This window comes from Phaeodactylibacter sp., from assembly GCF_040219495.1.
Classification (GTDB): Bacteria; Bacteroidota; Bacteroidia; order Chitinophagales; family Saprospiraceae; genus Phaeodactylibacter.
Map to the genome: position 1 here is coordinate 1 of NZ_JAVJSK010000130.1, position 26,209 is coordinate 26,209.

The 26,209-nt window shown below is 48.9% G+C and carries 25 protein-coding genes; 13 read left to right on the forward strand and 12 right to left on the reverse strand.

The genetic code is table 11. The features are described 5' to 3' along the window. Nucleotides 1–122: 122 nt before the first annotated feature. From RIC19_RS20720 to RIC19_RS20750, 7 genes are all read right to left on the reverse strand, one after another. Nucleotides 123–329 (reverse strand): DUF5615 family PIN-like protein, encoded by a 207-nt coding sequence (locus RIC19_RS20720; protein WP_350180278.1) that lies wholly within the window; start codon nucleotides 327–329, stop codon nucleotides 123–125. Continuing rightward, nucleotides 326–559 carry a DUF433 domain-containing protein gene (locus tag RIC19_RS20725; protein WP_350180279.1) on the reverse strand — a complete coding sequence of 78 codons (234 nt, stop codon included), beginning with the start codon at nucleotides 557–559 and terminating at the stop codon, nucleotides 326–328. Before RIC19_RS20725 ends, RIC19_RS20720 begins: the two co-directional genes overlap by 4 nt. Nucleotides 560–615: 56 nt before the next feature. After that, nucleotides 616–2,745, reverse strand: a complete 2,130-nt coding sequence (locus tag RIC19_RS20730; protein WP_350180280.1) for a T9SS type B sorting domain-containing protein — start codon at nucleotides 2,743–2,745, stop codon at nucleotides 616–618. 94 nt (nucleotides 2,746–2,839) lie between these two features. Then, nucleotides 2,840–3,406, reverse strand: coding sequence for a UbiX family flavin prenyltransferase (locus RIC19_RS20735; RefSeq protein WP_350180281.1), 567 nt, complete (start codon nucleotides 3,404–3,406; stop codon nucleotides 2,840–2,842). Between the two features lie 274 nt (nucleotides 3,407–3,680). After that, nucleotides 3,681–4,781 (reverse strand): DUF6268 family outer membrane beta-barrel protein, encoded by a 1,101-nt coding sequence (locus RIC19_RS20740; protein ID WP_350180282.1) that lies wholly within the window; start codon nucleotides 4,779–4,781, stop codon nucleotides 3,681–3,683. 170 nt (nucleotides 4,782–4,951) lie between these two features. Further along, nucleotides 4,952–5,416, reverse strand: coding sequence for a DUF2147 domain-containing protein (locus RIC19_RS20745; RefSeq protein WP_202965258.1), 465 nt, complete (start codon nucleotides 5,414–5,416; stop codon nucleotides 4,952–4,954). Nucleotides 5,417–5,482: 66 nt separating this feature from the next. Further along, the gene (locus tag RIC19_RS20750) at nucleotides 5,483–5,986 is read right to left on the reverse strand and encodes a hypothetical protein (RefSeq protein ID WP_350180283.1); all 504 of its coding nucleotides are present in this window, start codon (nucleotides 5,984–5,986) and stop codon (nucleotides 5,483–5,485) included. Nucleotides 5,987–6,720: 734 nt separating this feature from the next. Between RIC19_RS20750 and RIC19_RS20755 the strand changes: the two genes are divergently transcribed. Genes RIC19_RS20755 through RIC19_RS20770 form a run of 4 tightly spaced genes read left to right on the forward strand, consistent with a single transcriptional unit; the run spans nucleotide 6,721 to nucleotide 11,608 of the window. Continuing rightward, nucleotides 6,721–7,725, forward strand: coding sequence for a hypothetical protein (locus tag RIC19_RS20755; RefSeq protein ID WP_350180284.1), 1,005 nt, complete (start codon nucleotides 6,721–6,723; stop codon nucleotides 7,723–7,725). A gap of 3 nt (nucleotides 7,726–7,728) precedes the next feature. Beyond that, nucleotides 7,729–8,754 carry a hypothetical protein gene (locus RIC19_RS20760; RefSeq protein ID WP_350180285.1) on the forward strand — a complete coding sequence of 342 codons (1,026 nt, stop codon included), beginning with the start codon at nucleotides 7,729–7,731 and terminating at the stop codon, nucleotides 8,752–8,754. 10 nt (nucleotides 8,755–8,764) lie between these two features. Then, a complete protein-coding gene (locus RIC19_RS20765; protein ID WP_350180286.1) occupies nucleotides 8,765–10,921 on the forward strand; it encodes a hypothetical protein in 2,157 nt (718 codons plus the stop codon). Nucleotides 10,922–10,972: 51 nt separating this feature from the next. Then, complete coding sequence (locus RIC19_RS20770) at nucleotides 10,973–11,608, forward strand: hypothetical protein (protein WP_350180287.1); 636 nt, start codon at nucleotides 10,973–10,975, stop codon at nucleotides 11,606–11,608. Nucleotides 11,609–11,672: 64 nt separating this feature from the next. On the opposite strand, the gene RIC19_RS20775 is transcribed toward RIC19_RS20770, so the two are convergent. Further along, nucleotides 11,673–12,581 (reverse strand): metallophosphoesterase, encoded by a 909-nt coding sequence (locus RIC19_RS20775; RefSeq protein ID WP_350180288.1) that lies wholly within the window; start codon nucleotides 12,579–12,581, stop codon nucleotides 11,673–11,675. Between the two features lie 159 nt (nucleotides 12,582–12,740). Between RIC19_RS20775 and ccoS the strand changes: the two genes are divergently transcribed. From ccoS to RIC19_RS20820, 9 genes are all read left to right on the forward strand, one after another. Then, complete coding sequence (gene ccoS / locus RIC19_RS20780) at nucleotides 12,741–12,920, forward strand: cbb3-type cytochrome oxidase assembly protein CcoS (RefSeq protein ID WP_350180289.1); 180 nt, start codon at nucleotides 12,741–12,743, stop codon at nucleotides 12,918–12,920. A gap of 6 nt (nucleotides 12,921–12,926) precedes the next feature. Further along, the gene (gene ccoN / locus RIC19_RS20785) at nucleotides 12,927–15,062 is read left to right on the forward strand and encodes a cytochrome-c oxidase, cbb3-type subunit I (protein ID WP_350180290.1); all 2,136 of its coding nucleotides are present in this window, start codon (nucleotides 12,927–12,929) and stop codon (nucleotides 15,060–15,062) included. 61 nt (nucleotides 15,063–15,123) lie between these two features. Beyond that, on the forward strand, nucleotides 15,124–15,324 hold the full coding sequence (locus RIC19_RS20790) for a hypothetical protein (RefSeq protein WP_350180291.1): 201 nt from the start codon (nucleotides 15,124–15,126) through the stop codon (nucleotides 15,322–15,324). After that, nucleotides 15,314–16,282: a cbb3-type cytochrome c oxidase N-terminal domain-containing protein gene (locus RIC19_RS20795; RefSeq protein ID WP_350180292.1), complete on the forward strand. Its 969-nt coding sequence runs from the start codon at nucleotides 15,314–15,316 to the stop codon at nucleotides 16,280–16,282. Before RIC19_RS20790 ends, RIC19_RS20795 begins: the two co-directional genes overlap by 11 nt. A 133-nt stretch (nucleotides 16,283–16,415) precedes the next feature. Next, nucleotides 16,416–17,972 carry a 4Fe-4S dicluster domain-containing protein gene (locus tag RIC19_RS20800; RefSeq protein ID WP_350180293.1) on the forward strand — a complete coding sequence of 519 codons (1,557 nt, stop codon included), beginning with the start codon at nucleotides 16,416–16,418 and terminating at the stop codon, nucleotides 17,970–17,972. Between the two features lie 118 nt (nucleotides 17,973–18,090). Further along, nucleotides 18,091–18,531: a FixH family protein gene (locus RIC19_RS20805; protein WP_350180294.1), complete on the forward strand. Its 441-nt coding sequence runs from the start codon at nucleotides 18,091–18,093 to the stop codon at nucleotides 18,529–18,531. A 1-nt stretch (nucleotide 18,532) separates the two neighbouring features. Further along, entirely contained in the window at nucleotides 18,533–19,234 is a 702-nt protein-coding gene (locus tag RIC19_RS20810) for a sulfite exporter TauE/SafE family protein (RefSeq protein WP_350180295.1), read from the forward strand. Nucleotides 19,235–19,309: 75 nt separating this feature from the next. After that, nucleotides 19,310–20,317 (forward strand): NAD(P)/FAD-dependent oxidoreductase, encoded by a 1,008-nt coding sequence (locus RIC19_RS20815; RefSeq protein ID WP_350180296.1) that lies wholly within the window; start codon nucleotides 19,310–19,312, stop codon nucleotides 20,315–20,317. A 367-nt stretch (nucleotides 20,318–20,684) separates the two neighbouring features. Continuing rightward, a complete protein-coding gene (locus RIC19_RS20820; RefSeq protein ID WP_350180297.1) occupies nucleotides 20,685–20,972 on the forward strand; it encodes a hypothetical protein in 288 nt (95 codons plus the stop codon). On the opposite strand, the gene RIC19_RS20825 is transcribed toward RIC19_RS20820, so the two are convergent. From RIC19_RS20825 to recR, 4 genes are all read right to left on the reverse strand, one after another. After that, complete coding sequence (locus tag RIC19_RS20825; protein ID WP_350180298.1) at nucleotides 20,964–22,394, reverse strand: hypothetical protein; 1,431 nt, start codon at nucleotides 22,392–22,394, stop codon at nucleotides 20,964–20,966. The genes RIC19_RS20820 and RIC19_RS20825 overlap by 9 nt on opposite strands. A 94-nt stretch (nucleotides 22,395–22,488) precedes the next feature. Continuing rightward, nucleotides 22,489–24,459: a glycosyltransferase family 2 protein gene (locus tag RIC19_RS20830; protein ID WP_350180299.1), complete on the reverse strand. Its 1,971-nt coding sequence runs from the start codon at nucleotides 24,457–24,459 to the stop codon at nucleotides 22,489–22,491. After that, the gene (locus RIC19_RS20835) at nucleotides 24,456–25,139 is read right to left on the reverse strand and encodes an AAA family ATPase (protein WP_350180300.1); all 684 of its coding nucleotides are present in this window, start codon (nucleotides 25,137–25,139) and stop codon (nucleotides 24,456–24,458) included. The genes RIC19_RS20830 and RIC19_RS20835 overlap by 4 nt, the downstream gene beginning before the upstream one ends. A gap of 3 nt (nucleotides 25,140–25,142) precedes the next feature. Continuing rightward, nucleotides 25,143–25,751, reverse strand: a complete 609-nt coding sequence (recR, locus tag RIC19_RS20840; protein ID WP_350180301.1) for a recombination mediator RecR — start codon at nucleotides 25,749–25,751, stop codon at nucleotides 25,143–25,145. Nucleotides 25,752–26,209: the final 458 nt, after the last annotated feature.

The window sequence follows — 26,209 nt, forward strand, 5'->3', positions numbered from 1 at the left end:
TAAAGACCAGAGCAAAGCTATGGGAAAGCATCCAGGCGGTGTTCAAAATCCTGCCCAGAGAAAATATGGCACAGGTGCTTCTCTCCGTGGCCGAAATGTATCAGATCAAACTGGAGTAATTTTCAAATTGAGAATTGCTGCCTAAATACTAACTCCCCAAAGTCTTTATCCCGTGTTATAAGTATGCGGTCATCTTCATTAGCAAACTTCAGAATATCATCATCGCTTACTCCTGCATCGAATTCTGCTATATAAAGCACATCGTACCCCTCACTTCTAAGCTTGGAAACGATCTGTGCATCAACACCTTCGTCAGCAATAAATTTCATATAGCAATTGGGTAAGACCTTTCGCCTTTTATTGCATCCGCAGCAAAAGCTAAAGCAGCCCAAACTGCCTCTTTAGAAAGCCTGGGAAAAGCACTTATCAAATGATCAACTTCCTTACCAGCAGACATTTCTTCCAGAATCAACTCCACCGTCAATCTTGTTCCCTTGATGACAGGCTTCCCCATCATTATATTGGGGTTTATTTCAATGTATTTCATATAATCATGCATGCTGCAAAGGTATTTAAATTACTATTGAAAACACTGGATTTGGCTATATCGTTCCCTCAGCGCACCAGGTTCAGCTCTCCGGAAAAAGTCTCCCGGGTGAAGGCGGTTTCCAGTTGTACCACGTAGATGTACACGCCAATCGGTGCGGCCCTGCCGTTGATCTGCCCGTCCCACTCCGGGTTACTATCGGTAGACTCGAAAACCAGGTTGCCCCATCGGTCGAATATTTGCAGGGTGTAGGTAGCATTGGGGCAGACTACAAATGGGAAGAAGGTATCGTTGCGCCCGTCGGCATTGGGGGAGAAGGCATTGGGCAGGTAGGGTGAACAAACGTACTCCGGGAGGATGGTGTAGAATGCGGAACAGCCCAGAAAATCGGTGACGCTCAGTTCAACGGTAGCCGGATAATTGCCTGCTTCCAGGACTGCTTCAATGCAGTTGGTGCAACTGAGGGCTTCTGCCGGGCTCCAGGTGTAATTGTAGTCCGGGTCGCCAGTCACCTCAAAGGTATAAGCAGTCCCCTGCTCAATACGTACAACGGTGTCTACCTGCACGTTGGGCGCAGGCAACTCGGGCAGCTCCAGGAAGATGATGGAGTCGCAGCCGTATTGGTTGGTTAGCATCAGACGGGTTGAAGTGCCAGAAGGGTAAGGCACGCCTCCCACCAGGTAAGATTCCCCTTCACAGACCGGCTCCTCAATGTAGGTGGTATCTGCCGGCAAAAAAGAAAGGTCTATCGTCACAATGGAATCACAGCCCTGCACACTCTGCAGGACCTCCTCCCCTGTTGGATTGAACTCATTGTAACTGGTATTGCCCACCGTAACGCTGAATCCGCTGTTTTCACAAGCTTCCAGCGCCAGGGTATCCGTCAGGAAAGGTACAAAGTCGAGGTTGATGCTCACGATAGAATCGCAGCCTTCTGCAGTGACAAAAGCCTCCTGCCCTGTGGGGTTAGCTTCATTGTAGGTCACACCGTTGACAACCAGGCTGTAGCCGCTGTCTTCGCAGACCTGCCGTTGAATATTGGTGCTTAGGAACTCCACGAAGTTAAGGTTTACTACAATCAGAGAATCGCAGCCTGAAGTATTCTGAAGGAGAACCCTGCCGTCCGGTTGATCAACATTAAAAACGGTCCCCCCTACTTCAATACTGTAGCCAGACGTAAAGCAGGTGGTCCGGGCTATATTGATGGTATCCTGAGGGAGCCAGGTGACCTGAGTGAGCACAATGGAATCACAGCCATTCGCAGCAACGAGGGTGTCCAGGTATTCACCCGGTGCATTGGCTACCCCGCCATCCGGCAGCCCTACCTGTTCGCCTTCACAAACGGTAAAGGCCTGATCAGAAGTGGAAATGCCCTCGGCAATGCGGCAGCCCAGTGCAAAAATGTTGGTTGCCAGGATGTCGTTGTTATTAACGATGCTATTGCCCAGGGATATCTCCCCCGCCCCATTGGAGCACAGAATGCCCACGTCGCCCAGGATGATATCATTCGTGGCTTCATCAAGCGCAACGGTCGGGGCGCCGGTCACATCATTGGCCAGGATTTCAAAACCCGTCGTCGGCAAACCGGTAAAGACCCCCTGATAGGAGCCGCCCTGATTGAAAAAACTAAGACTCCCGAAGGGCCCGTCGAAGATAGAAGAGACCGAGATTTCATCCTCCGGGGTATTGGGGTTGATGTTCTGATTGGCCGTGATATACCCCCAGGGGCGGGCTTCAGCCTGCGTGACAATGACCAGGTTGCTTTCGCAGGCCAGTGACCAGTCGCGGATATTATTGAGGGTTTGGGTCGGGACCGCTGATTGCGTGAGATCAGGCTGACCGAATTCGTTGAGCACCAGGAACTGCCCCACAAAAATAATATCACAGCCACAGTCATTGATCGCCTGTACACTGCTGAGGTCAGAAGGCTCTGCACGTTTGAGCTCCAGATCGCAGGAGATACCATTCTCACCAAACAGGGTCGGGTTTTGCAGTTTAGCGACTAGCCCATTCTCAAAAAAGGCACCGTCGAAAGTGTACTCACAGTTAGCCCCAAAGGCACCGCAGTAGTCCTGTTTGGACAAGTAGCAAACGGTAATCTCCTCTTCTTCCTGACAACCGCAGTCATCTTGCGCAAAGCTAGCCACAGCTGAGAGCAACGCCAAAAGCAAGGTAGCCCCAAAAAGTAATCTTCTCATAAGTCAGGGGTGATTTCCCAGCAAGTTAAGTAAAATCCCTTTTCCTGCCTAGAGCAGCTATTCCTACCCTGCCACTTTGCTATTAACGGACATCTTATTCCGTTTCGCCCCAGCGATAACTCTGCAAATCCAGCCCGGCAAGGTCAAGCACCCGGTCGGTGACGGTCGCAGCCATTTCCTCAAAGGTTTGGGGCCGGCTGTAGAAGGAAGGGCTCGCCGGGCAGATAATGCCGCCGGCTTCCGTCACGGCTTTCATGTTATTAAGGTGTATAAGGCTGTAAGGCGTATCCCGGGGTACCAGGATGAGCTTACGGCGTTCTTTCAGCGCAACATCGGCAGCACGTGTGGTGAGGTCGGTAGAAACCCCGGTGGCGATGCGCCCAAGCAGCCCCATTGAGCAGGGGCAAATGATCACCGTACCGTAGCGGGCAGAACCGGACGCAAAAGGTGCCATAAAGTCGCGCTTGTCGTAAAAGGTGAAGGGATAGCTTTCGTAACTTTTGTCCCCCAGCTCATATTCCCAGTTGAATTTGGCGTTATCGCTCATCACAATGCCTACTGCTTCCAGCTGATCCTGTACCTGAACCAGGCGGTCCAGCAGTACTTTGGCGTAAATACTCCCGCTTGAGCCACCGATGCCGATTGCAATTTTGTGCTTCATAATCGTAGGTTAGTTGAGGAGTAAAGGATCGAAGGGTACGGATTGTTGCGAGTATTGTAGCGGCTAGCTGTTTTTTGACATAGCGGGGGCGCTTCCGCTATCTTTCCTGATGCTGTAGCAAGTATTTTCGGCTACGTTATGGCCCACCAAACCAAACAGAGGGCCGCCCAACCCTTACAAGTGCAAACCAGCTTGCAGTTTTTTTTGGGACCTGCCCCTGCTTGACAGCAGGAGCCGCTATGCTACGGGGCTCGCTGTCCGCTCCATCCTGAAGCTACGGGCTTACCAGGTTGATACTGATATTGGCATAAAAGGGATTGGTGAGGGAGTTGAGCATAGCATACTCCTGATTACCGAAAAAGCCCCGAAAAAATTCATCGCCTCCCGGTAAGGTATCTGCGTTATAGCTCCAGTTAATGCGATACCCTGCCTGGGCTTGCAGCCATACAAAGCCAGTGAGCTGCCGTTGCCACATCGCCCGCCAGCGCATTTCGCCCCGGCGAATTTCCAGGCTTTGATTGTTCAGCGTTTCAGAAACCCCGTTGATGCGGTAGCTCTGGCCTTCCAACTCAAAGCCCGCAAACAGCATATTGCGCGGGCTTAAGCTGTATCGTACGTGTGCCCGGGCCGGCAGCAGGCATTCTACCCCCCAGGGACTGTCTTTTGCAGTCCAGTTGAGCAGGACTACCGGGATGTAGTTCATCTCTCCCACCCGATAGGTACGGGACAAGCCTACCGCCCATTGGAAGTAGTCGCTTTTCCGCCATCCAAACAGAGCCGCGGCGGAGTACCGCAGGTATTCCAGGGACTGCATATTATCGAGGGTATAGTCTCCGCTCAGGTCGGCACTTCCCTGAAAAAGGAGGAAGCGGGTTTCATCAAGTGGCTTGAAAACGGTGGTATTTATCCCGGCGGTGCGCAGTCCATTTTCATTGATAGACCTGGCCACTTCATTGTTGATTTGGTCATCAGGCTCATCAAATTGGTACCGCATATCCCATATATTGGCTCCTAGTTGGACCACCAGGCTATTGCGCGAATAGACCGGAATATTGGCGACCAGCCGTACCCCCTGCGTGGAATTGATCTGATAAGTCTCCTGGGGCACATCCGCTCCATCTTCAAAGCTTCCGATGGCAGAAAAACTGGCATCATAGGCCCCCTGAAAATCATACCCCAGGGAAATCAGCTGCTGAGGACTAATCCCGATAATTTTGGAGGAGCAATAAGTTTTGACTTCTACATCTCCGAAGTCAAAATCATCAAATTCACCAAAATCCAGGTCGTTTTCCTGCGCCGTACTGTCAGGCGTCTGAGCAAAGAGCCATCCGCATGACATCCATGCGAGCAGCAAAAACAAAGTACGATAAGACATAGCGGTAGTCCTTTTTAGCGTTGGATATTCCAAGAGATTTGATGCACCGGGGAACCATTACAGCGTTACAAAGCTATTTTCTTTTCACTTCACCGCCCCGACGCTTCAAATCTAATCAAGTGAAGATAAAAAATGCAGGAAACGGAGAATTTCCTGCATTTTATCACGGGTTATTTGACCCGGGTCCATACATCTGTACGGCCCAGCGCCTTGACACCGATGTACCCCCGGATATCCAGGCTGCCATCCTTTTTCATTTTAATGGTACAGCTGTAGAGGCTACCGCTTAGCGGATCGTAAATCGTTCCTTCGGTCCATTCATCGTCGCCAGCGTAAACGAAGTCTTTGAGCATCCGATAACCCAGAAGTGGCGTATCCCGCAAAGACTCGTCCGGATTGTTCTTATCCAGCTTGGGCTTTCCTGTTTCCGGATCATTGGGCTCTTTGAGCTTAACGATGCGGCCGTAGTATTTGCCTGCAATGTTCTGAACCTTGACCAATGCACGGCCATTACTGGGCGCCCATACGCCGATGAGGCGGTCCGCTTCTTTTTGATCTGCTTTTTTGTCTTGCCCGAAAGCAACCCCCACAGTGAGTATAGCGAGAGAGAAGGTAAGAAATATCGATTTCATCATGATTTTAATTGGTTAAAAGTGGTAATTGGGTGAAAAAGGGTGTCATCATACCAACGGGAAGCCCCTTTATTTAGTATGGATTACATCAAACGTAAAATCTCCCGAAAAGGTTATAGTGGTGTCCATCATGTCAACGGGAATATTGGCGTCAATGACCCATACACATTCCTCGGAGGATAGTAATTCTGATAAATCTGCTTCATTGGAGACCTGAAGGGTAAGGCTTGACTGGCCTTTGGGAACGGGGTTCAACACCCCCACCTGAATCATGTCGCTGGAACTGGTTACCAATTGCAACACGACATCTGAAAAGGCATCAAAATTTTGCCCCTCCGGCGCTTTCAATACGGCAGAGTTCAGTGTAGCGCTCGTCAGCTTCCCCTCTGCATTCATGGCAGGAGAAAAAGACGCCTGTGCTGTATTAGGCCCTTGAAAAAGCGGCCCTTCCATAACAAAAGACTGGTCGTTCACCGAATGGCTGGAGACCGTTTCCTGTCCACAGGAAGAAAGCAGCACCACGCCAATGACGCCTAATAAGCACGCTGTTCGGAAGAAGATAGAAAGTTTCATATTCTATTTTAGTTCACTCGTATACTCGAGTAAGGTTTAGAGCGTGTTGGGATTTTACACTTTGGGCTGCTCTTGCCAAATTTTGTCCTGCTCTTCGTTGTTCTTCGGTCACGTAGCTAAGGCTATGCTCCCTCATCACGCCTTGATCAGAACAAAATTTGGCTACGTTCGCTCCAAAAGCAAAATCCCAACACGCTCTTAGCAATAATACCACGGATAAAAGTATTACTTTTCCTAATTATTTCACAACCGGGAGGTACATATCCCCGGTAATTTTAATTAAAAAAAGGACATTAGACTTGGAAAAACCAAAAATTGTCTTTAATTTCAAATATAATTAATTTTCTGTACAAATTTATTCAGTTAAAAGCGCTATAGCCTTCCTCCCTCAGGAAAGCTTCTATTAGTCAGATTTACAACGAGAACGAAAACGGAGTTGCTTGCTGCTATATGCATGTGTATATGCTTATCAAGCTCTTACCTAATCATCCTTATGGATTACGTTAGGAAAAGGTACTTGTAATGTATTGCATTGTGCCATAAGTAGCTGTATAATCAGAAGTCAGCAATGTCTTTATTGCCATCGCTTGCTTTATTGCAAGATGGATGCTGTAAGAGCACTGTTGTAAATCTATATGTACCTAACCGCTCAACAACGCTTGAGGGAGCGCTGTGGTGGTTGTTTTAAAAAGTAATTACACCTTTTCCAATTCATTTTAATCAAATTCCTGGCTATGAGTATCTATCATTTGATTTGCTTACTTCTTTTCACTTTTCCGCCTAAAAGATCAACCTCCACAGAAGCAGTCAATGATAATTTTATCCATTCCTTTAAATCATGTAAGAAGCAATCGCATTATCATTTAAATTTATGCTCAATTGATACATTTCCAAAGGATGAAAATTATTTAATTGAGGCTGACCAACCTTTAAATCCAAGAAGTACTCAGGTTTTTTTCAAGGATAATCAATTCGAAAAACTAATTAAATCTCTTGACCTAAGAGAACTCAATCCATACAAAAATCTGCCATATCCTATCGACTATATGTCAGAAGACAGTCTTGAATACCGATATAATTTGAGCAAAACCGATAGCAACATTAAGAATCAGATATTAGACGAACTTAATGTTCATAAAAACACCATGAGAGATCATGAATATTTGGGTGCATTCGTGAAAACCCCTGTTGTGGAAATACAGGATAACAAATTAGCTATCGCCTACCATATCACCTACTCGGATGGGAATGAAAATATTCTAGGTACACAGGGCTATGCTCTATTCTTCAATGAAACAGGAGATGAAACACTCAGACTTCAGGATAAAGAATTTGGCTTTTACGACATTCGCCTGTCCACAGATAGTAAATGCCTGATGCAAAAATATGGGACTGACTATGGTGAAGATGGCAGCGCACAGTTGGAAAGAGGATTCAAGTTTTATGATACAGGAAGTGGCAAGATTTTATTTAAATGGAAGCTGGGAAAAGATCAATTTTTAGACGGATTCGATTTTATTCCTAACACAAATTATCATGCAAACTTTTATCGAACAGAAGGACTAGTTCATGAGTACTACTTAATTGATGTTTTATCAAAAGCCGTCTATAAAAAAACAATGAACCGGCATCGATATTCAAATGATTCGCCAGGATATCGCAACAGTTTATTCCCCAACTACAGAACCACAAGAGAGATAAACGACCTCATTAAAGATGGATTCCAAAAAATAAATTAAACCATGAGATACAGAACTTGGACTTTACCCATAATACTCATATCGTTTCTAAGTTATAATTATTCACAAAACGTCAATTTAAACTACAAAAATTGCAATGGATGTCCCTTGAGTTTCGTTCAGGAGGCTCCTTTCAAGCACATTCGTGTGGTCAACCCAACAGTCAATTATGATGCCAGCAGCGGAGGATGGCAATACAAAACCCTTCTTTTTTTAGAAGAATCCACAGAAAGAGTAGTCTCGACTGTATCTATAAAGTCTTTGGACCCTTTTGGCGTAATTATGAATGGTACTGTTCCGAGTGAAAAACTGAGGCCGCCTGAGTTTTATCAGATCAGTGATTCCTCAAGGATAGCATTGAGCGCGTATCTGCAAAATGCAGGTTGGGAAAGCAAAATTCCTGAGGATAAGGTTCAGCTCATAAGGTGGGAGCCTTTATTATATGATATAAACAGTATTACAGATTATATAGCGGTTGGTTTTCAACTGTACTTGATGGATAAACATAATGTAATTTTTGCGGAGATTGCAGAATACAAAGTACTTGATAGAAAAGGTAATATCACCGCCGAGTTGCGAAGTGATTTAGGTGGGGCCCCTCCTATAGTTACTCAAGATGGAAAGTGGATGGCTGTGCGGTACGGTGAAGAATATGCGGATTATTCATTACCTACAGGGTTAATTTTTTTCAATCTTAAAACAAAGCAAGCAGTCTATCAGGATACTATTACACCCAACAAAGGCTGGTGGATTGGTTATTTCCCCATTCATGATTACATCGTCAGCGTTAACGACTATGGTAGCTCTTTCAACAATATGTATTCAATATACAAACTTAATGAAGGAAGGAAGTATACAAGACTATTTGATGAAACAACAGGGGCGCCCGGGGCAGTAATTTTTGAAAACTATGACGAATCCGGGGTTTTTTATCCTGCATTAAGACATAGTAGTAAAAACAATGCCGAGAAGAAGAGAGCTGACTTTGAGAGAGACTTTGATTCTGCCGAGCTTAGACCTTACAAATAAAATTAACCCTATGAGATCAAAATATTTTTTAATAGCAGCCCTCCTCCTGTTTGGCATAGGCATTGGGCTATCCTTTCAAAACACCTTTGAAAAGCCGTCACAAACTTTAACCAGAGGCAATAGTGGCCTGAAGCCGGATGACAAACTCTTGAGTCGTGATGAAGCGCCTGCAATAGCTACACCTGACTCAATAACGAGTGATAATAACCCTCAAAAAGATCTCGATAGTATCCCCTTCAGATACTTGCCCTGGTCAGCGCAATTAAAACAAAGCCAACCCTATCATGAATATGGAGCAGTGACATTAAAAAGATACGACCCTGAGCCAACTCATTACTCTACCGAAAATGCGGAGCAGGGGTACATGGTGATCGAAAACTATCCCGGGGTCCTGCATTACCGCTATTTACCTTTTCAAGGCGAGCTGAAACGCCCTTACAACTGCTTCCGGCTGGAATTTTACAATCCTGCCTCTAAAGCACTCATTAAAAGGGTCAATTTGATTGATTCCTCACCCTATAATAATGACCGCTATCCTATTTTAGGATTTGGGTATCCAGCGGAGGAGGATTTCAATTGGGATGACTGGGCAGCGATCTATCCGGATGGGCAACAAGCATTTTATGAAAAGTTAAACCATAATGAAAAATGCTACCTGACAGTCAATAATGTGAATGCACTGCCGAATGGCTATACCGTCGTCGAACACCAGCTCATCGAAATATCAAGAGCGGGAGGTCCCTTTGGATGGGAAGAAACACTAGCCATCTATGACAATCTGGGCAATCAGGCCTCCACCTACACGACTAACCATGATATTGTAGCCACATGGGTTTCTGACGATGGTCGATTTCTTGCCTATGTAAACGGTGGGCCAGATAGCAGTAATCCACAAGATTATAATAACGGAGGCATAGAGATTTATGATCTCAAAGAAGATAAACTCGTATACCAGAAGTCAAATAAAGAAGCGCAGGTTATGTTCAGCCGCATTGGCATGGACAAATTAAACCATTTGGACATCCCCGCTAGTAAATTGGTGTCCATCGGCACCCACTCACCCGACAGTGAAACTCATAAAGTTATTTTTCTGATTGACTTCAACAACCGTAGTGTATACAAAACTAAAGTAGACAAGGCCCAATACCTGCCCCTGAGCACAAATCCTGCTGACAGCCTTTTAAAGCGGCTTCCCTTTACCCGGGAATCTTTCAGCCGTACCGGTCTTGGCAACTGCACTTCGCCCCGTGACTTTTTTCGCACCGGCCCCTATATTCAGGGACATAATAGAATGGGGGTGACGAAGCTTGAGTTTGTTGACGAACGCACCGGCGCTGTAGATAAAGAGGTTAATTTAGTTGAGATGAGCCCTTTTCTGGGAGTTCTCAATACAAAGGAGAAGCCAGAACACAGCAAAACCGGCTTAGTTACCAATCCTGTACAGAGACTTGACAAATCAGGCATTGCGTTCGTAAAAAGTTTCGTCGAAGACACCACCGCTTTGTCTCGTATTGACAAGGGAACACTATTAGGTTTTTCAGGGGAAGAGATTTCTGCTGAAACCCCAGGCGACCCTAAACGCAAAAACCGCAACACCGTTGCTACTTCTCACACACTTTACCTGATGGAATGTTTCACAGCAGATTGCCGAAGCTACAACGCCTTTTTGATGCTTGCCGAGCACAGGGTATTCAACAAACGAGGCGAAGTCATTGCTACTTTCAGGACGAGTAAAGGCTCCAGTAGCGGCGCACCAGTGATTACCGGAAACGATAATTGGATGGCTGTACACTATGGTGGCGCATTAGGGTCAGATCTTTATTGGCCGGAAGGTCTGCTGATTTATGACCTCAACCAAAAAAAGCCTGCATTTCATGCAGCATTCGATACCGAACTAGCGGACCCTCTATTTCCCGCTGAGGAATACTTCGTCTCCAAACGCAGGAGTAAGGATACTGTCAACATAGAAATATATCACCCAGAGCAAGAAAGCAAGTTCTTCAAATCATACTGCACAAAGCATACCTATACTTCTGGCTCTTTAGAAGATTACAAGAAAGACGGTGTCCTTTTTTATCCTCAGAATCAACCTTACCTGCCCGGTGAAAACGGCGGAAAAAAACGCTTTACGGAGCATTTCAAAGTCACCCGCCTAAAAAAGCTTTAATCCATAAAAATCAAGCTATTTAACTCCTTATTTTCATAAAAATCATTCAGCATGAAATTCGTTCCAGTCCCAATTTATGTTCTTCTCCTTCTCGGAATAGCGCTACTATCCAGCTGCACAGAAGACGATCCGCCCCAACTCCCGGAATTCCCCAAGACTTACAGCCTCTCTGGTTATGAATCGGCTGACCGGGAGTATGTTTTGGTCACCGAACAGGGCTACATCCCTATCACTCCATCTGACTATTTTGTAAGCTACGTAGATACCATGCGGGCAACAGACTGGCTGCTTTTTGTAGGAGACAATTTCTTTATCCAGGAAATTGTGCTGCAAAACGAGACGGAGGCACAACTCACCTTTGTGGATGACCCAACAACAGGAGCTACAATCGTTGCCGATAGCCTTGAATATGAAGTTGCCGATCAGGAAATCACTTTTACCCAGGATGGATTTATTATGGTTTTTACCTACAATAGCAGTATCGACCGGATTGAAATTTGTGAGGTGACTTTCCATTTTGTCGAGGAGGAAGGCTTGAATGGGACTCCCTCCTACTTCACCGCAGGTGGTGAATTTTGCCGGACTTTCGACAGTGAAGACCTGATGACTGCGGGTATTGAGCAAAATGTACTGGGAGCGGGGGATACGCTTTGTACAGTAGCCACTACTTTTTTCCTGGAGCCTTGACGCTCAAGCTTCGAGGCTATGTTTGGGACAGGCCTGCTGTTGCCGATGTGCTCCGAACATAGCCTCAATCCCCGCCCAACAGCACAAAGGCCCACTCCAACCGCCCTTCCTGATACCACAACTCCAATATGTGGTCCGGGCCAAAATCCGTCACATAGTCCGGGGCATACTCCCTCGAAACGGTGTTATTGATGCCCGACCCCAGCAGCCAGATGCCTTCCGGTGTTTGAAACTCGAATTGCTTGGCGCGCATGCCAAAATCGCCACCAATGCACACGACCTCCACGCCGCGCTGCCTTGCCCGGACCAGCTCCGGGTACCAGGTGTCCGTAAGCTCCGAAAGGCTATCGCAAGTGGTATAAAAAGGAACAGGATTAACATTGAAGGCCCGGAGCGTATCCCCTTCCGCCGCCACCATCAAGTCGCTGAACAGAGCATGGTGGTGCAGGATCACCCAATGCGTGGCCTCGCTGATTGTATCTGCCACGTTATGCACCATTTGCCACTGCGCCATTTTATCAGTACAGTTTTCCTGTGGCGGGGTGGAAGGGTAAGGCCAGAACAGGTTGGTGTTGAGCACCGTGAGGCAGAAGCCATCTTCCCATACCGTATAATAAGGTGGAGAGGGCAAACGGCTCAGTACATTTTCCCGTTCGCCATAGTCCCAGTCGTGATTGCCCAGAGCCCAGTGGGTGCGCTCCAGATTGAACACGGAGTCGAGGTAATCCATCGTAGACGGGTCATTCGCCGTACGCGCACAGACATCGCCGCCCAGCCAGATCGCCTCGTAGGGGCGGTAGTCGAAAGCCTCCAGGCGGGGATCAACCTGATTTTCCGTACCCCACTCATAAGGGTGGCCCAGGAAAAGGAAGCGGCGCGACTCCGATGTAGATTCGCAACCCGCCATGAAGAACAGGCTAAAAACCATATAGACAATAACAATACGATTAAAAATCAAATAGTCCCTCCTCATTTCGTTTAATCTAACAATACACTTACTTACACAAAAGGCCTTCTTTTGACTTAACCCTGACGGATAGGTGACAAAAGTCACCCCGGAACTTTGACTAAGATCATCAATGCCCCCTGCCCCCGCTTCTATCTTGCACTCAAATTGAATTAGACACAAGATATGAAAATCATTATCCTCCTGATCATACTAAGCCTTATTGTGGCTTTAGGCTTCCTTTCGGCCTTCTTTTGGGCGGTCAAGGACGGCCAGTTTGATGATGACGTCAGCCCCGCCATGCGGATACTCTTTGACGACGACCAACCGGACAACAACAACAATACTACAACAACAAAATCGTAACCTAAAATGGCGCAAGTAGAACAATTCCAGTACGATAATGCCATTGTGCGTAAGTTTGCTTACGCGACGATGGTGTTTGGTGCGGTAGGCATCCTGGTAGGGCTTTTGGCGGCCCTTCAGCTGGTCTTCCCGGCATTGAACTTCGGTACTGCAGAGACCACCTTCGGGCGTATCCGCCCCTTGCACACCAACGCAGCGATCTTCGCTTTCGTTGGTAATGGTATTTTCATGGGTGTGTACTATTCGTTGCAGCGATTGCTGAAAACGAACATGTACAGTAAATTCCTGAACGAGTTTAACTTCTGGGGCTGGCAGGCGATTATCCTCGCTGCCGCTATCACCCTCCCGCTTGGTATCACGAGCTCTCACGAGTACGCCGAGCTGGAGTGGCCGATTGACCTTGCTATCGCAGCGGTGTGGGTCGCCTTTGGTGTCAACATGTTTGGCACCATCCTCAAGCGGCGGGAAAACCACTTGTACGTAGCGATCTGGTTTTACATTGCTACCTGGGTTACCATAACGGTCCTACACATTGGCAACAACCTGGAAATCCCGGTCAGCATGTGGAAGAGCTACCCGGTATTTGCTGGTGTACAGGATGCCCTGATTCAGTGGTGGTATGGCCACAACGCGGTGGCTTTCTTCCTCACCACACCTTACCTGGGCCTCATGTACTACTTCCTGCCTAAGGCAGCCAACCGCCCGGTGTACTCCTACAAGCTATCGATCATCCACTTCTGGGCACTGATCTTTATCTATATCTGGGCTGGCCCTCACCACTTGCTGTACACGTCTCTGCCTGACTGGGCACAGTCGTTGGGTACCGTATTCTCTATTATGCTGATCGCCCCATCCTGGGGGGGTATGCTCAACGGTCTGCTGACCCTGCGGGGTGCGTGGGACCGCGTGCGGCAGGACCCGATCCTGAAATTCATGGTTGTCGCGGTAACCGCTTACGGTATGGCGACCTTCGAAGGCCCCATGCTTTCTATCAAGTCTGTAAACGCGATTAGCCACTTTACCGACTGGACTATAGGCCACGTACATATTGGTACTTTGGGCTGGAACGGCTTCATGACCTTTGGCGTACTGTACTGGCTGATCCCAAAAATGTTCCAGACAAAACTCTACTCTCAGAAGCTGGCCAATGCACACTTCTGGATCGGCACACTGGGTATCATGTTTTATTCCATCCCATTATACTGGGCAGGTTGGACACAGTCTCTGATGTGGAAACAGTTTACACCTGATGGCTTCCTGCAGTATGGTAACTTCCTGGAAACCGTCACACAGATTATCCCAATGTACGCCCTGCGGGCAGTAGGTGGCACCCTTTATGTGGTCGGTTACTTCGTGATGCTCTACAACCTGGTCAAGACCATTAAGGCTGGTTCTTTCCAGGCTTATGAACCTGCACAAGCCCCGGCAAGGGTAGCGACTGCCGGCGCCCACAAAGGCGAGCACTGGCACCGCTGGATTGAGCGCCGCCCGATACAACTCCTTATCGGATCTACCATTGCTATCCTCATTGGAGGTATGGTTGAATTATTCCCGATGATTATGATCGGCGACCAAATACCAAAAATTGAATCCGTGAAACCCTATACTGCACTAGAGTTGCAGGGCCGTGACCTGTACATCCGCGAAGGCTGTATCAGCTGTCATACACAAATGGTGCGCCCGTTCCGCTCTGAGACCGAGCGCTACGGGGAGTACTCCAAGTCTGGCGAGTTCATTTACGACCGTCCATTCCTATGGGGTTCCAAGCGTACCGGGCCAGACCTGCACCGCCTCGGCAACAAGTACCCCGACAGCTGGCACTACAACCACATGCTCGACCCAACAAGCATGTCGCCCGGGTCTATCATGCCGGTTTACCCCTGGCTGATCGAAGACGATCTGGACAACAGCCTGTTGCCCGTTAAGATTGCAGTACTGCGCACCCTTGGTACTCCTTATGAAGAAGGGTACGAAGAGGCAGCCATTGCCGATGCTGAAAAGCAAGCTGCCGAAGTCACTGCCCGCCTGCGTAAGGATGGCATCGAGGACGAAAACCTGGAGCAAAAAGAGATCATCGCCCTGATCGCTTACCTGCAGCGCCTGGGTACCGATATCAAGCCTGTACCACAGGCTGGCAACTAACTAAAGAACCGGTGGCAGGTCTTCCTTACCGGCAGGCCTGCCCCTACAAATAAAAATCACCATGTTTAAATACATTCTCGAAGGTGCGGGCAATATCAACTGGATGGCGATTGCGTCCCTGTTGACCTTCATGGCGGTGTTCATCATCAGTGCAGCGATGGCTTTCCGCAGTCAGCCTGCATTTATAGAAAAAATGGCGAATCTGCCACTGGACGATTCCACTCCATCTTTTAACGCTGAAAATGATCAACATGAAAAATAAAACACTTAAGGTGCTGCCCCTGATGTTGCCGTTGCTCCTGATCACTGTCGCGGCACAGGCACAGGAAGCAGATGGCGGAGGCTCAAACCTTTACTTCTACGACGACTTCCTGTTTTGGTCCCTGGCAGCACTGGCTGGTACGGTAATCGTAGCAGCGGTTGTCGCCCTTTTCCGTCTGCTCAATGTAATGGTGAAGGTCAATCAGATCCGGATTTATGAGGAGATGGGGCTGGAAGCCTTTAAAGAGGAAGTTCAGAAAACCAGAGAACCCTTTTGGGACCGCATGTACAAGCGCTGGACTGCTGCTGTCCCTGTGGAAAAAGAGCAGGACGTTATGCTCGACCACAACTACGACGGTATCAAGGAGCTGGACAACAGCCTCCCGCCATGGTGGGTGGCGATGTTCTACCTGTCGATTGGCTTTGCCATCGTTTATATGACGTACTTCCACTTCACTGATGCGGGGGCAAGCTCTGCAGAAGAGTACGAAATGGAAATAGCGCGGGCGGAGAAAGCCGTTAAGGCCTACCTGGCCACTCAGGCCAATCTCGTTGACGAAAGCAATGTGACGATCCTGACAGATGCAGGAGCACTGGAGACCGGTCAGAATATTTTCAATGCCAACTGCGCAGCTTGCCACGGTATGCTGGGCGAAGGTGGCGTTGGCCCGAATATGACAGACAACTACTGGATTCATGGTGGGGACATCAAGGACATCTTCAAGACTGTCAAGTATGGTGTGCCTGAAAAGGGCATGATCGCCTGGAAGGCGCAGCTGAGTGCCACGGATATGCACAAAGTATCCAGCTACATCCTGACGCTGGTAGGCACAAATCCACCAAATGCGAAGGAACCCCAGGGTGACCTGTATGAGCCTCAGGCCGATGCGGTGGAACAGCCTGCAGATTCCACCAACGTGGCCACTGAGCCGGAAGATGCCCTCGGCATGAACAATTAATATACAACCCGGGAGCCCTGACTGAAAGCAGGGCTCCCTTACTCCACTTAACCTACTGCTGGTTTCAGCAGCCCAACACCGTAACCCGATATAAACCACCCAGCGCTTTACACACTTTAATCCTGCTTCTGTTATGAATGCAATCGATCCGAAAATTGATAATGAAGACTATCGCGACAAAATCGCGACGGTTGACGATTCGGGTAAACGCGTCTGGATTTACCCTAAAAAACCTAAGGGCCGCTTCACCGATGCGCGCACTTACCTCAGCTGGGTGCTGCTTGCCTTTCTCTTTGGGATGCCTTTCGTGAAAGTCAACGGAGACCCTCTGCTCCTTTTTAATGTTCTGGAAAGGAAGTTCATCCTGTTTGGCATTCAATTTATGCCGCAGGACTTCCACCTTTTCGTACTCGCGATGCTGACCTTTATTGTCTTCATCGTGCTGTTTACTGTGGTTTGGGGAAGGCTGTTTTGCGGGTGGGTTTGCCCGCAGACGATTTTCATGGAAATGGTTTTCCGGAAGATCGAATACGCTATAGAAGGCGATGCCAATGCCCAAAAAAGGCTCAACAAAGCCCCCTGGACGACTCAAAAAATCATCAAGAAAGTCAGCAAACAGGTCATCTTCTTCGCCATCGCCGTATTGGTGGCCAATACCTTTCTGGCTTACATTATTGGAATAGAGGAAGTCGTTCAAATTGCAACGGAACCTGTTTCTCAGAACCTGTCGGGCTTTATTGCCATGATCCTGTTCTCCGGAGCTTTTTACTTTGTGTTCGCCTCCCTGCGCGAACAGGTCTGTGTCACGATATGCCCCTATGGCCGGCTGCAGGGCGTGATGCTCGACCAGAACTCCATCGTGGTGGCTTATGATTTTGTGCGCGGTGAGCCCAGAGGCAAAATTAAGCGCAACAAAAAGAATAAAGCCACCTCGCCAACGGGTAACAGCGGCACACCCAATCCCATTGCACAAATGCAGGCGGATGTGGCCACCGCAGAAGTAGCCACCGCGCCAGCCGGAAAAGACTATTCAACGCCCCCCGGTGCCAATCCTGCAGAATCCATCAAGAAAGCACTGGGCGACTGTATTGATTGCGGGCTTTGCGTGCAGGTCTGCCCTACCGGTATTGACATCCGCGACGGCACACAGCTCGAATGCGTCAACTGTACCGCCTGTATTGATGCCTGCGATGAAGTCATGGACAAAATCGACCGGCCACGCGGGCTGATCCGCTACGACAGCTACAACGGTATCGAATCCGGCAGAAAGAAACTGTTCACAACGCGGGTCATTGCGTACACCGCAGTGCTGGCGCTGCTGATCGTTGTGAATATCGTACTGCTGATGTCCCGTACAGACGTAGAAACCCTGCTACTGCGCACACCGGGCACCCTTTACCAAAAGGTAGACGAAACTTACATCAGCAACCTCTACAACTATCAGATCATCAATAAAACAGCTGAAGAGGTACCGGTAGAATTCAAGCTGATTGGTGATATCCCCGGCCGGATCCGGCTTGTGGGCAAACCACCGGTAGCTGCGGCAGGGAAAGTGGCGGAAGGCGCACTGTTCATAGACCTGGACAAGGCCGCACTGGAATCAAGAAAAACCAAAGTCATCATCGAGGTCTACTCGAATGGAGAACTGGTCGATAAGGTCAAGACCAATTTCCTTGGCCCTGTTAAGTAAAATTTGAGTTTTGGTTAATGCAGAGGGAGGAGCCTCCGGGCTCCCCCTTTTTCCAAACTCCTTCTTTTTTGACACAAGAACCTGAACAGAATGCTGAACGGGTAAAACTTTGAAAACTATGAAATTCAATTGGGGAACTGGGATCGCCATCTTTTTCAGCGTGTTTGTCCTCTCCCTGGTCTATCAGGTATACCGGTCTACACAGTATGACCACAGCCTGGTTTCCGATCAGTACTACGCTGACGACCTCCGCTATCAGGATCACTACAATAAGCTGGTCAATGCCCAACAACTCGAAGAGGACTTGAAAATCCAGCCTGTATCTGATAAAGCTACGCTGGAGCTGCACTTTCCGGAAGGCCTTGCACAGCTAGGTGGCGAAGTTTACTTCTTCTGCCCCGCTGATCAGTCGAGCGACTTCCGCCTGCCGGTACAGCCAATGGGTGATGGCGTGCAGCGCATTCCAACTCAGGAACTGCGCCGGGGGCTCTGGAAAATAAAGGTAAACTGGACTGGCGACGGAAAGGAATTTTATAAAGAACAAGATATCCGGTTGTAATATGGCCATTTGGACCGCATTCACTATTGGATTACTCGGCAGCCTGCACTGCGTGGGCATGTGTGGGCCCATTGCTTTGTCCCTGCCTTATCAGGGTACCCACTACCGGTGGGCAGCGGCTGGTAACGTCTTGTTGTACAACGTAGGCCGGGCTCTGACTTACACCCTGTTGGGGTCGGTGATAGGCCTGGTTGGCAAAGGCTTTTTCCTGGCTGGTGCACAGTCCTATATTTCCATTGGGCTGGGGGTTTTCCTGCTTATTATCGCACTGTTCTCCATTGACGTGGAAAGCAGGGTCCTTCAGATTCCTTTTATGCAGCGCCTCAATAGCTGGGTGAAGACGCAGCTCGGGAAGCTGTTGCGCGGGGGCGGCCGGGAACGGCTTTTCCTCATTGGTGCCCTCAATGGACTGCTGCCCTGTGGTTTGGTGTATGTCGCTATTGTTGGCGCAGTGAGCACCGGGGCGGTTTGGAGTAGTGCCCTTTACATGGCAGCCTTTGGACTGGGGACGATCCCACTGATGATGGCCACCGCACTCGCCGGGCAGTTTATCAAACTGGAATGGCGCGTACGCCTGCGAAAACTCCTGCCGGTTTTTCTGGTTGGCTTCGCTATCCTATTCATCATGCGGGGGCTGAATTTTGATGTCCCGATTGAGTTTAGGTTTTGGGAAGATATGCAGGATGTGCCGATGTGCCATTAGAGAAGGCGGAAAGTAACCTGGAGTTTCCTTATTTCTCCAGCTTGAACTATGTCAAAAAGACAGAATCCGAACATCATGGTCAAGACAGATATCATTATTATTGGAGCCGGTCCGGTGGGCCTGTTTACGGTATTCGAAGCCGGGCTGCTGAAGCTGCACTGCCACATCATAGATGCCCTGCCGCAACCCGGCGGGCAGCTGGCTGAAATCTACCCCAAGAAGCCAATCTACGATATTCCAGGCTTTCCTAGCGTAGGCGCTGCAGAGCTCGTCGACAACCTCATGGAGCAAATTGCCCCCTTCAAACCAGGCTTCACCCTGGGCGAACGAGCCGAAAAGCTGGACAAACAGGAGGATGGCAGCTTCACCATCACCACAAGCGAAGGCACACAAATCAATGCGCCTGTAGTAGCCATTGCCGCAGGCCTGGGCAGCTTTGAGCCCCGCAAGCCACCTATTGATAACATCGAAACCTTCGAACACAAAGGGGTGGAATACATGGTGAAGGAGCCCGAGCACTTCCGCGATAAGCGGGTGGTCATCTCCGGCGGTGGGGACAGCGCCCTGGACTGGGCGATCTACCTGTCTGACATGACGAAAGAGCTGACCCTTGTGCACCGCCGAAAGGGGTTCCGTGGCGCGCCAGACAGTGTGGAGAAGGTAGAAAAACTAGCTGCAACCGGTAAAATCAACCTCGTCACAGAAGCGCAGGTGATTGGCCTGAATGGAAACGGGCAGCTCGAGGAAGTGCTTATCCATCATAAAACGGAGGGCGACTTTACGCAGCAGGCCGATTACTTCATCCCGCTCTTTGGCCTTACCCCAAAGATGGGGCCGCTGCAGGACTGGGGGCTCGAGATTGACTCTAAAGACGGGATTAAAGTTGACACCTTCGACTACCGTACAAATATTCCGGGGATCTATGCCATAGGCGATATCAATACCTACCCCGGCAAGCTAAAGCTCATTTTATGCGGCTTCCACGAAGCCACACTGATGTGCCAGTCCGCCTTTAAGATTGTGCACCCCGAACAAAAAGTGAGCTTCAAATACACTACCGTTAATGGGGTTAACGGGTTTTAAGATTCTTGTGTCAATTCACTTTTGGTGCCCCCGTTGCCTCCGCTAGGAAGCAAGGGGGCACTTTCGTATGGTCTCTTTTCTCCTCCTTCATGCCTGATTTGTAAGAACCAGATGTTAGGATATGTTGTTTCTAATTTGTATATTTGGAAATGGTATTTTCAAATAATGTTTTGAAATTGAATCACAATCCAAAATTTGTTCGCCATGACACCAAGCAACCCAGCTGTCTTCTTTTGGTAATCAGCCTAGCTTTGCCTTGCGCAAAAGCGTTTGTCTAACCAGCAAATTTTTAGCTGAAAATCTACCAAAACACCCAACGGCAGCCTTAACGAAGTTTGCCCAATCCATTAACCAAATTACTAAAGGTATGACAAAGAGGTCAATCCAGCGCCGGATTTTAAAAGCACGAATTTCGCTAAACCATACCATTCAGAAAATACTTGACATCAACCGGAACCGCAAAAAACTGGAATATTCCAAACAAGCAGAAGCCCGGGAACAGCACCTCAACGAAGAACTCCGCGTACTCAACAAAATGGCCGAATACCAAGACCGGCTCATCAAGTATTACGAACGCACACTCACCCTTAAGAAAGTACGGCAGAATACTACAGAAAGAAACACTTCACAATACCAACAGCCTACCCTACCCTAGGCTGATTGGCATCTTATCTTGTATCCGGTTGACGATACCGGGCACAAAAGGACGTATTTGCTCCAGCAAATCGCTGAGTTGGTATTGCTTATCTTCCATGTGCTCCAAATTATTAATAGAGCCCTGTATCAACTCTGAGAGCTCGTCCTTGTCCATCAACATTTCCTTGTACTGGGCTACTGCGTTGTACCACAAAATGGTTGGCAGATAGTTGGCGTTACGCTGATACTTCCGCTCCTTGTCAAGCAAGTGATACTTGCGCACCACTTTCAATACTCTGGGGTAGCGTTCCTGCCGCAGCATCGCCTCCAGATAAGATGAGAAGAAGATATGCCAGCGGTGCTCAAATATTTCTTTCTTGTAGGCTTGCAGAAAAGAAGCGGCATAGTTCTCCGCATTTTGGTATTGCTGATTGTAGTTCAGGCACTTCAGGTAGAAAGCGACAAAACCGATACGGTTGTGGAAGCTCGGCGTATGCTTCATCTCCGGGTAAGCCGTACGCATGAGCTGTAAAGCCTCAGGATACTTCTTCTGCCGGAGCAGCACAGCGCTCAGGTTATTGACATAGTGAATATAGTCGCTGTTCTTATCGCGTACCGACAAGTAACCATAATACTCCGCCTTGTCGTAATCCTGAAATTTGGTATGCAGGAGTACCCGGTTGCCATAGTAGTTGAGCAGCAGCCGGCGGGAATAATACTGCCCCTTCCGGAACAAACTGTCGATATAGTCGTACTTTTCCTTTAGCTTATCAAACTTGCGGTAGTTGAAATAGATGAAAGTCAGACGGACCAGCGCCAGGTAGCGGTTCAGCCCATCCAAATGATCATCATAAAAGACTTCTGTAAGCCAACTCTCCCACTGCATGGACTGAGCCGAGCTTTCGGAGTACTGCCCGACGATATCGGTGGTGGCCTCGTGCATCCGCTCAAAGACTTCTTTACAGGCATCGTAGCGCTCCCGGTATTTCCGCAAAAAATCATCTGCCACACGATGATGCGCATACCGCATCCGTATCAATAGGTACTGACGGTAAAGCTGTACGAGCTCATAAAACTTGGTGAAGTAGAAGTCCAGTTGCTCGTAATCCCGAATAGCCTTGACCAGCTGCTTTTCTTCTCCAGGCTCAATGGCGTCGGTCATGATTTGCCGCTCCAGATGGCTCATCCAATCGAAGCGGACATCCACATCTATAGACTCCAGGCGCTCATTGACCCAGTTTTTAAGGTTGGAGTACTTGCGCTTATCAATAGACTTATCATAAGGTGTAAACTGACGGATGTGAGTGCAGTTGTAATCCAACCGCTCCAGAATGCCCAGCTTGATTTCATCCTCAAACTGTTGCGTTTCCAGCAGGTAGGCCGTTTCGTGCGGTAGAAGGCTGTCTGCAAACTCGGTAAATTTCTGTAGCTTCTTTCTCATGACCATTGGGCTTATTCCTACATCCAAGGTAAGCTTTTCCGAACAAACACAAAAATATATAGATACCTATATGTGATTAGCCCGGAAAATGATCTTACCCCATAACACTCCGCCCCAGATTGCGCCAACCACTCCAGCAGATCTCGAAATCCTTACCCGTGTTATAGTCTTTGGCATAGAAAAAATTCAGCCGCTGACGAGTCCCCTGATCTACATGATCAATACGCAGGCTATCCAGTGGCGACAAAACCCCGTCCCGGATGCCCGGCAGGCTTAAGTCCTCCTTATCGGTGGCGGCATAACCCACCCAGCTGTACCGGCCGATGAGCACCCTGAAGGCATTGCGCAACAACCCCGCGGGTTGACGGACCAGCAATACCTGCACCGGGAAGGTCAGTAGCAGGAAACAGGCAAACAGCGCATCATAAACCCGCTTATTCCGCAAGCTCATAGCCTGTACGATGTTGTAGCGAATGTCAATGGTATACAGTTCTCCGGCAGTGTTTTTGGAGCTGCTGCCAATGATGCTCATACTTTCTTTTGGCACGATTTTGTAATTGATTGCCGGGCCCAGAGTTGACATCCACAGCATGACCGCCTGTGTAGGCACATCTCTGGAACAGAAGATCACCTCCCGGATATTGTAAATATGCACCACCTCATCCAACTGCTCCAGCCGGCTAAGGTAAACAGACTGATCGTGTGGCGCATTGGACGGCGCAACCGTACCTACCACGGGCCGGTGCACCTCTGCTTTGTGCAATAGTTGCTGTACACGCTCGCTTTCCTCAATGTCCCCCACAATTACAATCGGCATTTCCCCGGCTTCTCCAATACGGAAATGCCGGTAGGCCGCAAAGTGCAATAGCATCCGAATGCCCACAGTGGCCGCCAGAGACCAGGCAGCCCCCAACAAAATCAAAGCCCGAGAATTGCGGTATTCCTGCTCCAGCAAACCATAGACTGCGAGCAACACCAAGGTGCCCAAAAGTACGCCCCTCACCAGGCGCCGGAGTCGGTAACGGTCATCATACCCGCCGCTAAAGAAAACAGTCAGCAACCAGATCGCAACGTACATTGGGAAATTAAGGTACAGGATGAAACGACTGTAATAGTCCGGGTCTTTGAAGTGGTAAGCCCCCCAGAAGTCCTTCAGGAAAAGCAATCCGGCGTAGATCATCACACCATCCAGCAAGGGCAGGTAGGCGCTCCGGAAAAAGTTGGACAATACCGTCAACCCTGCCCGCAGGTAAATAGCGATCTGAAGCATCAGCACAAAGACCGTCGCTTTATTGCCGGTAAAGTGCTTACGCGCGAAAATGATCATGGCATTATAAAATGCACGGACGTAGTTTAGGCTGCCTTTTTTGGTGCTCTCCCCCTTGTAGTGAATGATAGAAGTATCAGGCAAATAGAAGTTCTTATACCCGCCCTGAATGATGCGGTAAGAAAGGTCTATGTCTTCTCCGTACATAAAGAACGTCTCATCCAACAACCCTACTTCATCCAGTACTGCGCGCCGCATGAACATAAAAGCCCCGGCCAGCACCTCCACCTCGTTGGTCTCCATCTCATCCAGGTAGCCCAGGTGGTAGCGATTGAAAAGGCGGGACCTGGGGAACAGGCGGGACAACCCCACGGTTTTGCAAAAAGCCACCCAGGGAGACGGAAAACCCCGCTTCGATTCAGGCAGAAAAGCGCCGCTCCCATCGATCATACGGACGCCAAGCCCGCCCGCTTCCGGGTGGGTATCCATAAAAGCGATACATTTCTCGAAGGTATCTTCCTCCACCACCGTATCCGGGTTGAGCAGGAGTACGTACTCCCCCTGACTTTGGCGGATGGCCTGATTGTTGGCGATAGAGAAGCCTGGGTTATCTTGGTTTTGAATAAGGCGTACCTCCGGGAATTTCTCCTCCACCATGGGCACCGAATCATCCACCGAGTTGTTATCAACTACCCAGGTTTCTACCTGTAACCCCCGGGAGGCGCGGCGGACGGACAGCAAAGCCTGCTCGAGGAAGTACTTTACGTTATAGTTGACGATGATGACGGAGAGCTTCATAACTGATGTAGCTTCTTGCGGAGCATATAAATCGCAGCCTGGCAATAAACTTCGTTTTTTCCTTCTGCGCCCCTTTGTTCCAGTTTCTTTAGCTGTTGCTGAATGGCTCCCTTTGAGTGGTTCTTAAGTGTACTTTTTGCGGCCTGTATTGCAGCTGTCCTTCCGCTCTTCAGGCTTCTTATATTCAAGTTCAATGTCTGATTCAAATCTGTTTCCACCCGTTCATCTTCGGAAAAGACGGTTCCGCTAGTGGTAAATTTCACCGGATCTTCACACTGCGGCTTCCTCGGGTCAACGGTCATAGCAGCATTTTTACGGCTTTTATCACAATGCATCGGATGTGCAGGCCCTCCTTCTCCCCCTCTGCAAACCCCAAGCATATTGAGGTAATTCAACCGTAACTGCCCGGTTTTTCCATTTGCCAACACCACGTCCGCCGCAATTTGGCAAGCGGTCGCTCCCAAGCTCACGTCCATCTTTGATAAATCATGGCCTTGGGTAGCAGCACTTGAGAACTGATAGTTGCAAAGCAACTTATTCAAAGTTGTCAACGCCTCCAACACACTCGTTTTTCCCGCACCGTTCCACCCTGTAAAAACAGCAGGCCCGTTTTCCGGAAAGTCAACAGACAAATCCGAAAAACCACGGTAATGCTTCAATTCAAGCCTTTGGATACGCATAGGTCACTGTTTATTATAAGGCTGCCGCGCCACAATAGACCGCCCCAGGGTTAGTTCATCCGCATACTCCAGCTCCCCGCCGAAGGATACACCGCGGGCGATAGTACTGACTTGCACGGCTTTGCCTTCCAGCTTTTTGGAGATGTAAAAGGTGGTCGTATCCCCTTCTATGGTGGGGCTGATGGCCATAATGATTTCCTTTACCTCCCCTTTCCCGATACGCTCCAGGAGTGGGTCAATCGTGAGGTCTTCCGGGCCAACGCCTTCAATGGGTGAGATAACGCCGCCCAGAACATGATACAAGCCCCGGTACTGCCCGGTATCTTCAATAGCCATCACATCCCGGATGCTCTCAACCACGCATACCGTAGCGGCCTCCCGGCGCTTATCCGCACAAATGTTGCACAGCCGATCATCCGAGAGGTTGTAGCAACGCTCGCACTGCCGGATGTTTTTGCGCATATTGAGGACCGCTTCCGCGAACTGCTCTGTGGCCTCCTCAGGTTGCTGCGTAAGGTGCAGCACAAGGCGCAATGCCGTTTTCTTACCGATCCCCGGAAGGGTGGCAAAAGCATTGACGGCCGATTCTATGTGTTTTGACGAAAAATTCATAGCTTCAAAATTAGCAATTACCTATGGAAAACGCGACGCTGCGCAAACAATTCCCAACCTATATGCCTTGTGTTATACTCCCTTCGGTCACGAGAGGTGAAATTTTGACGACTTTATTTTTGTGGCCTGCAAGGCAAAACCACGATAGCACTCGCTGTGCAGAGCAAAGTAGACGCGAAGCGAACCGCAGGCATAGCCACACGAAGAAAGGGGATTAAGGGGCCCTTTTCTGAAGTCGGCGTCCCGGTTAACCGGGATTAACGCCGCAGGGCGCAAAAAGAAAAAGTCAAAAATCCCTTATTGTGCCCGAGGGGAGTATAAGAGCGTGTTGGGACTTTTGTCTTCTAGTCGAAAACTAACAATTTTTTGGTTAGACGAGGCACGAAAACCGGAGTTTAGCCTTAGCTAAATGAGGATTTTCGGGACGAAGTATAAGCAAAAAAGTGTAGTTTGCAGGC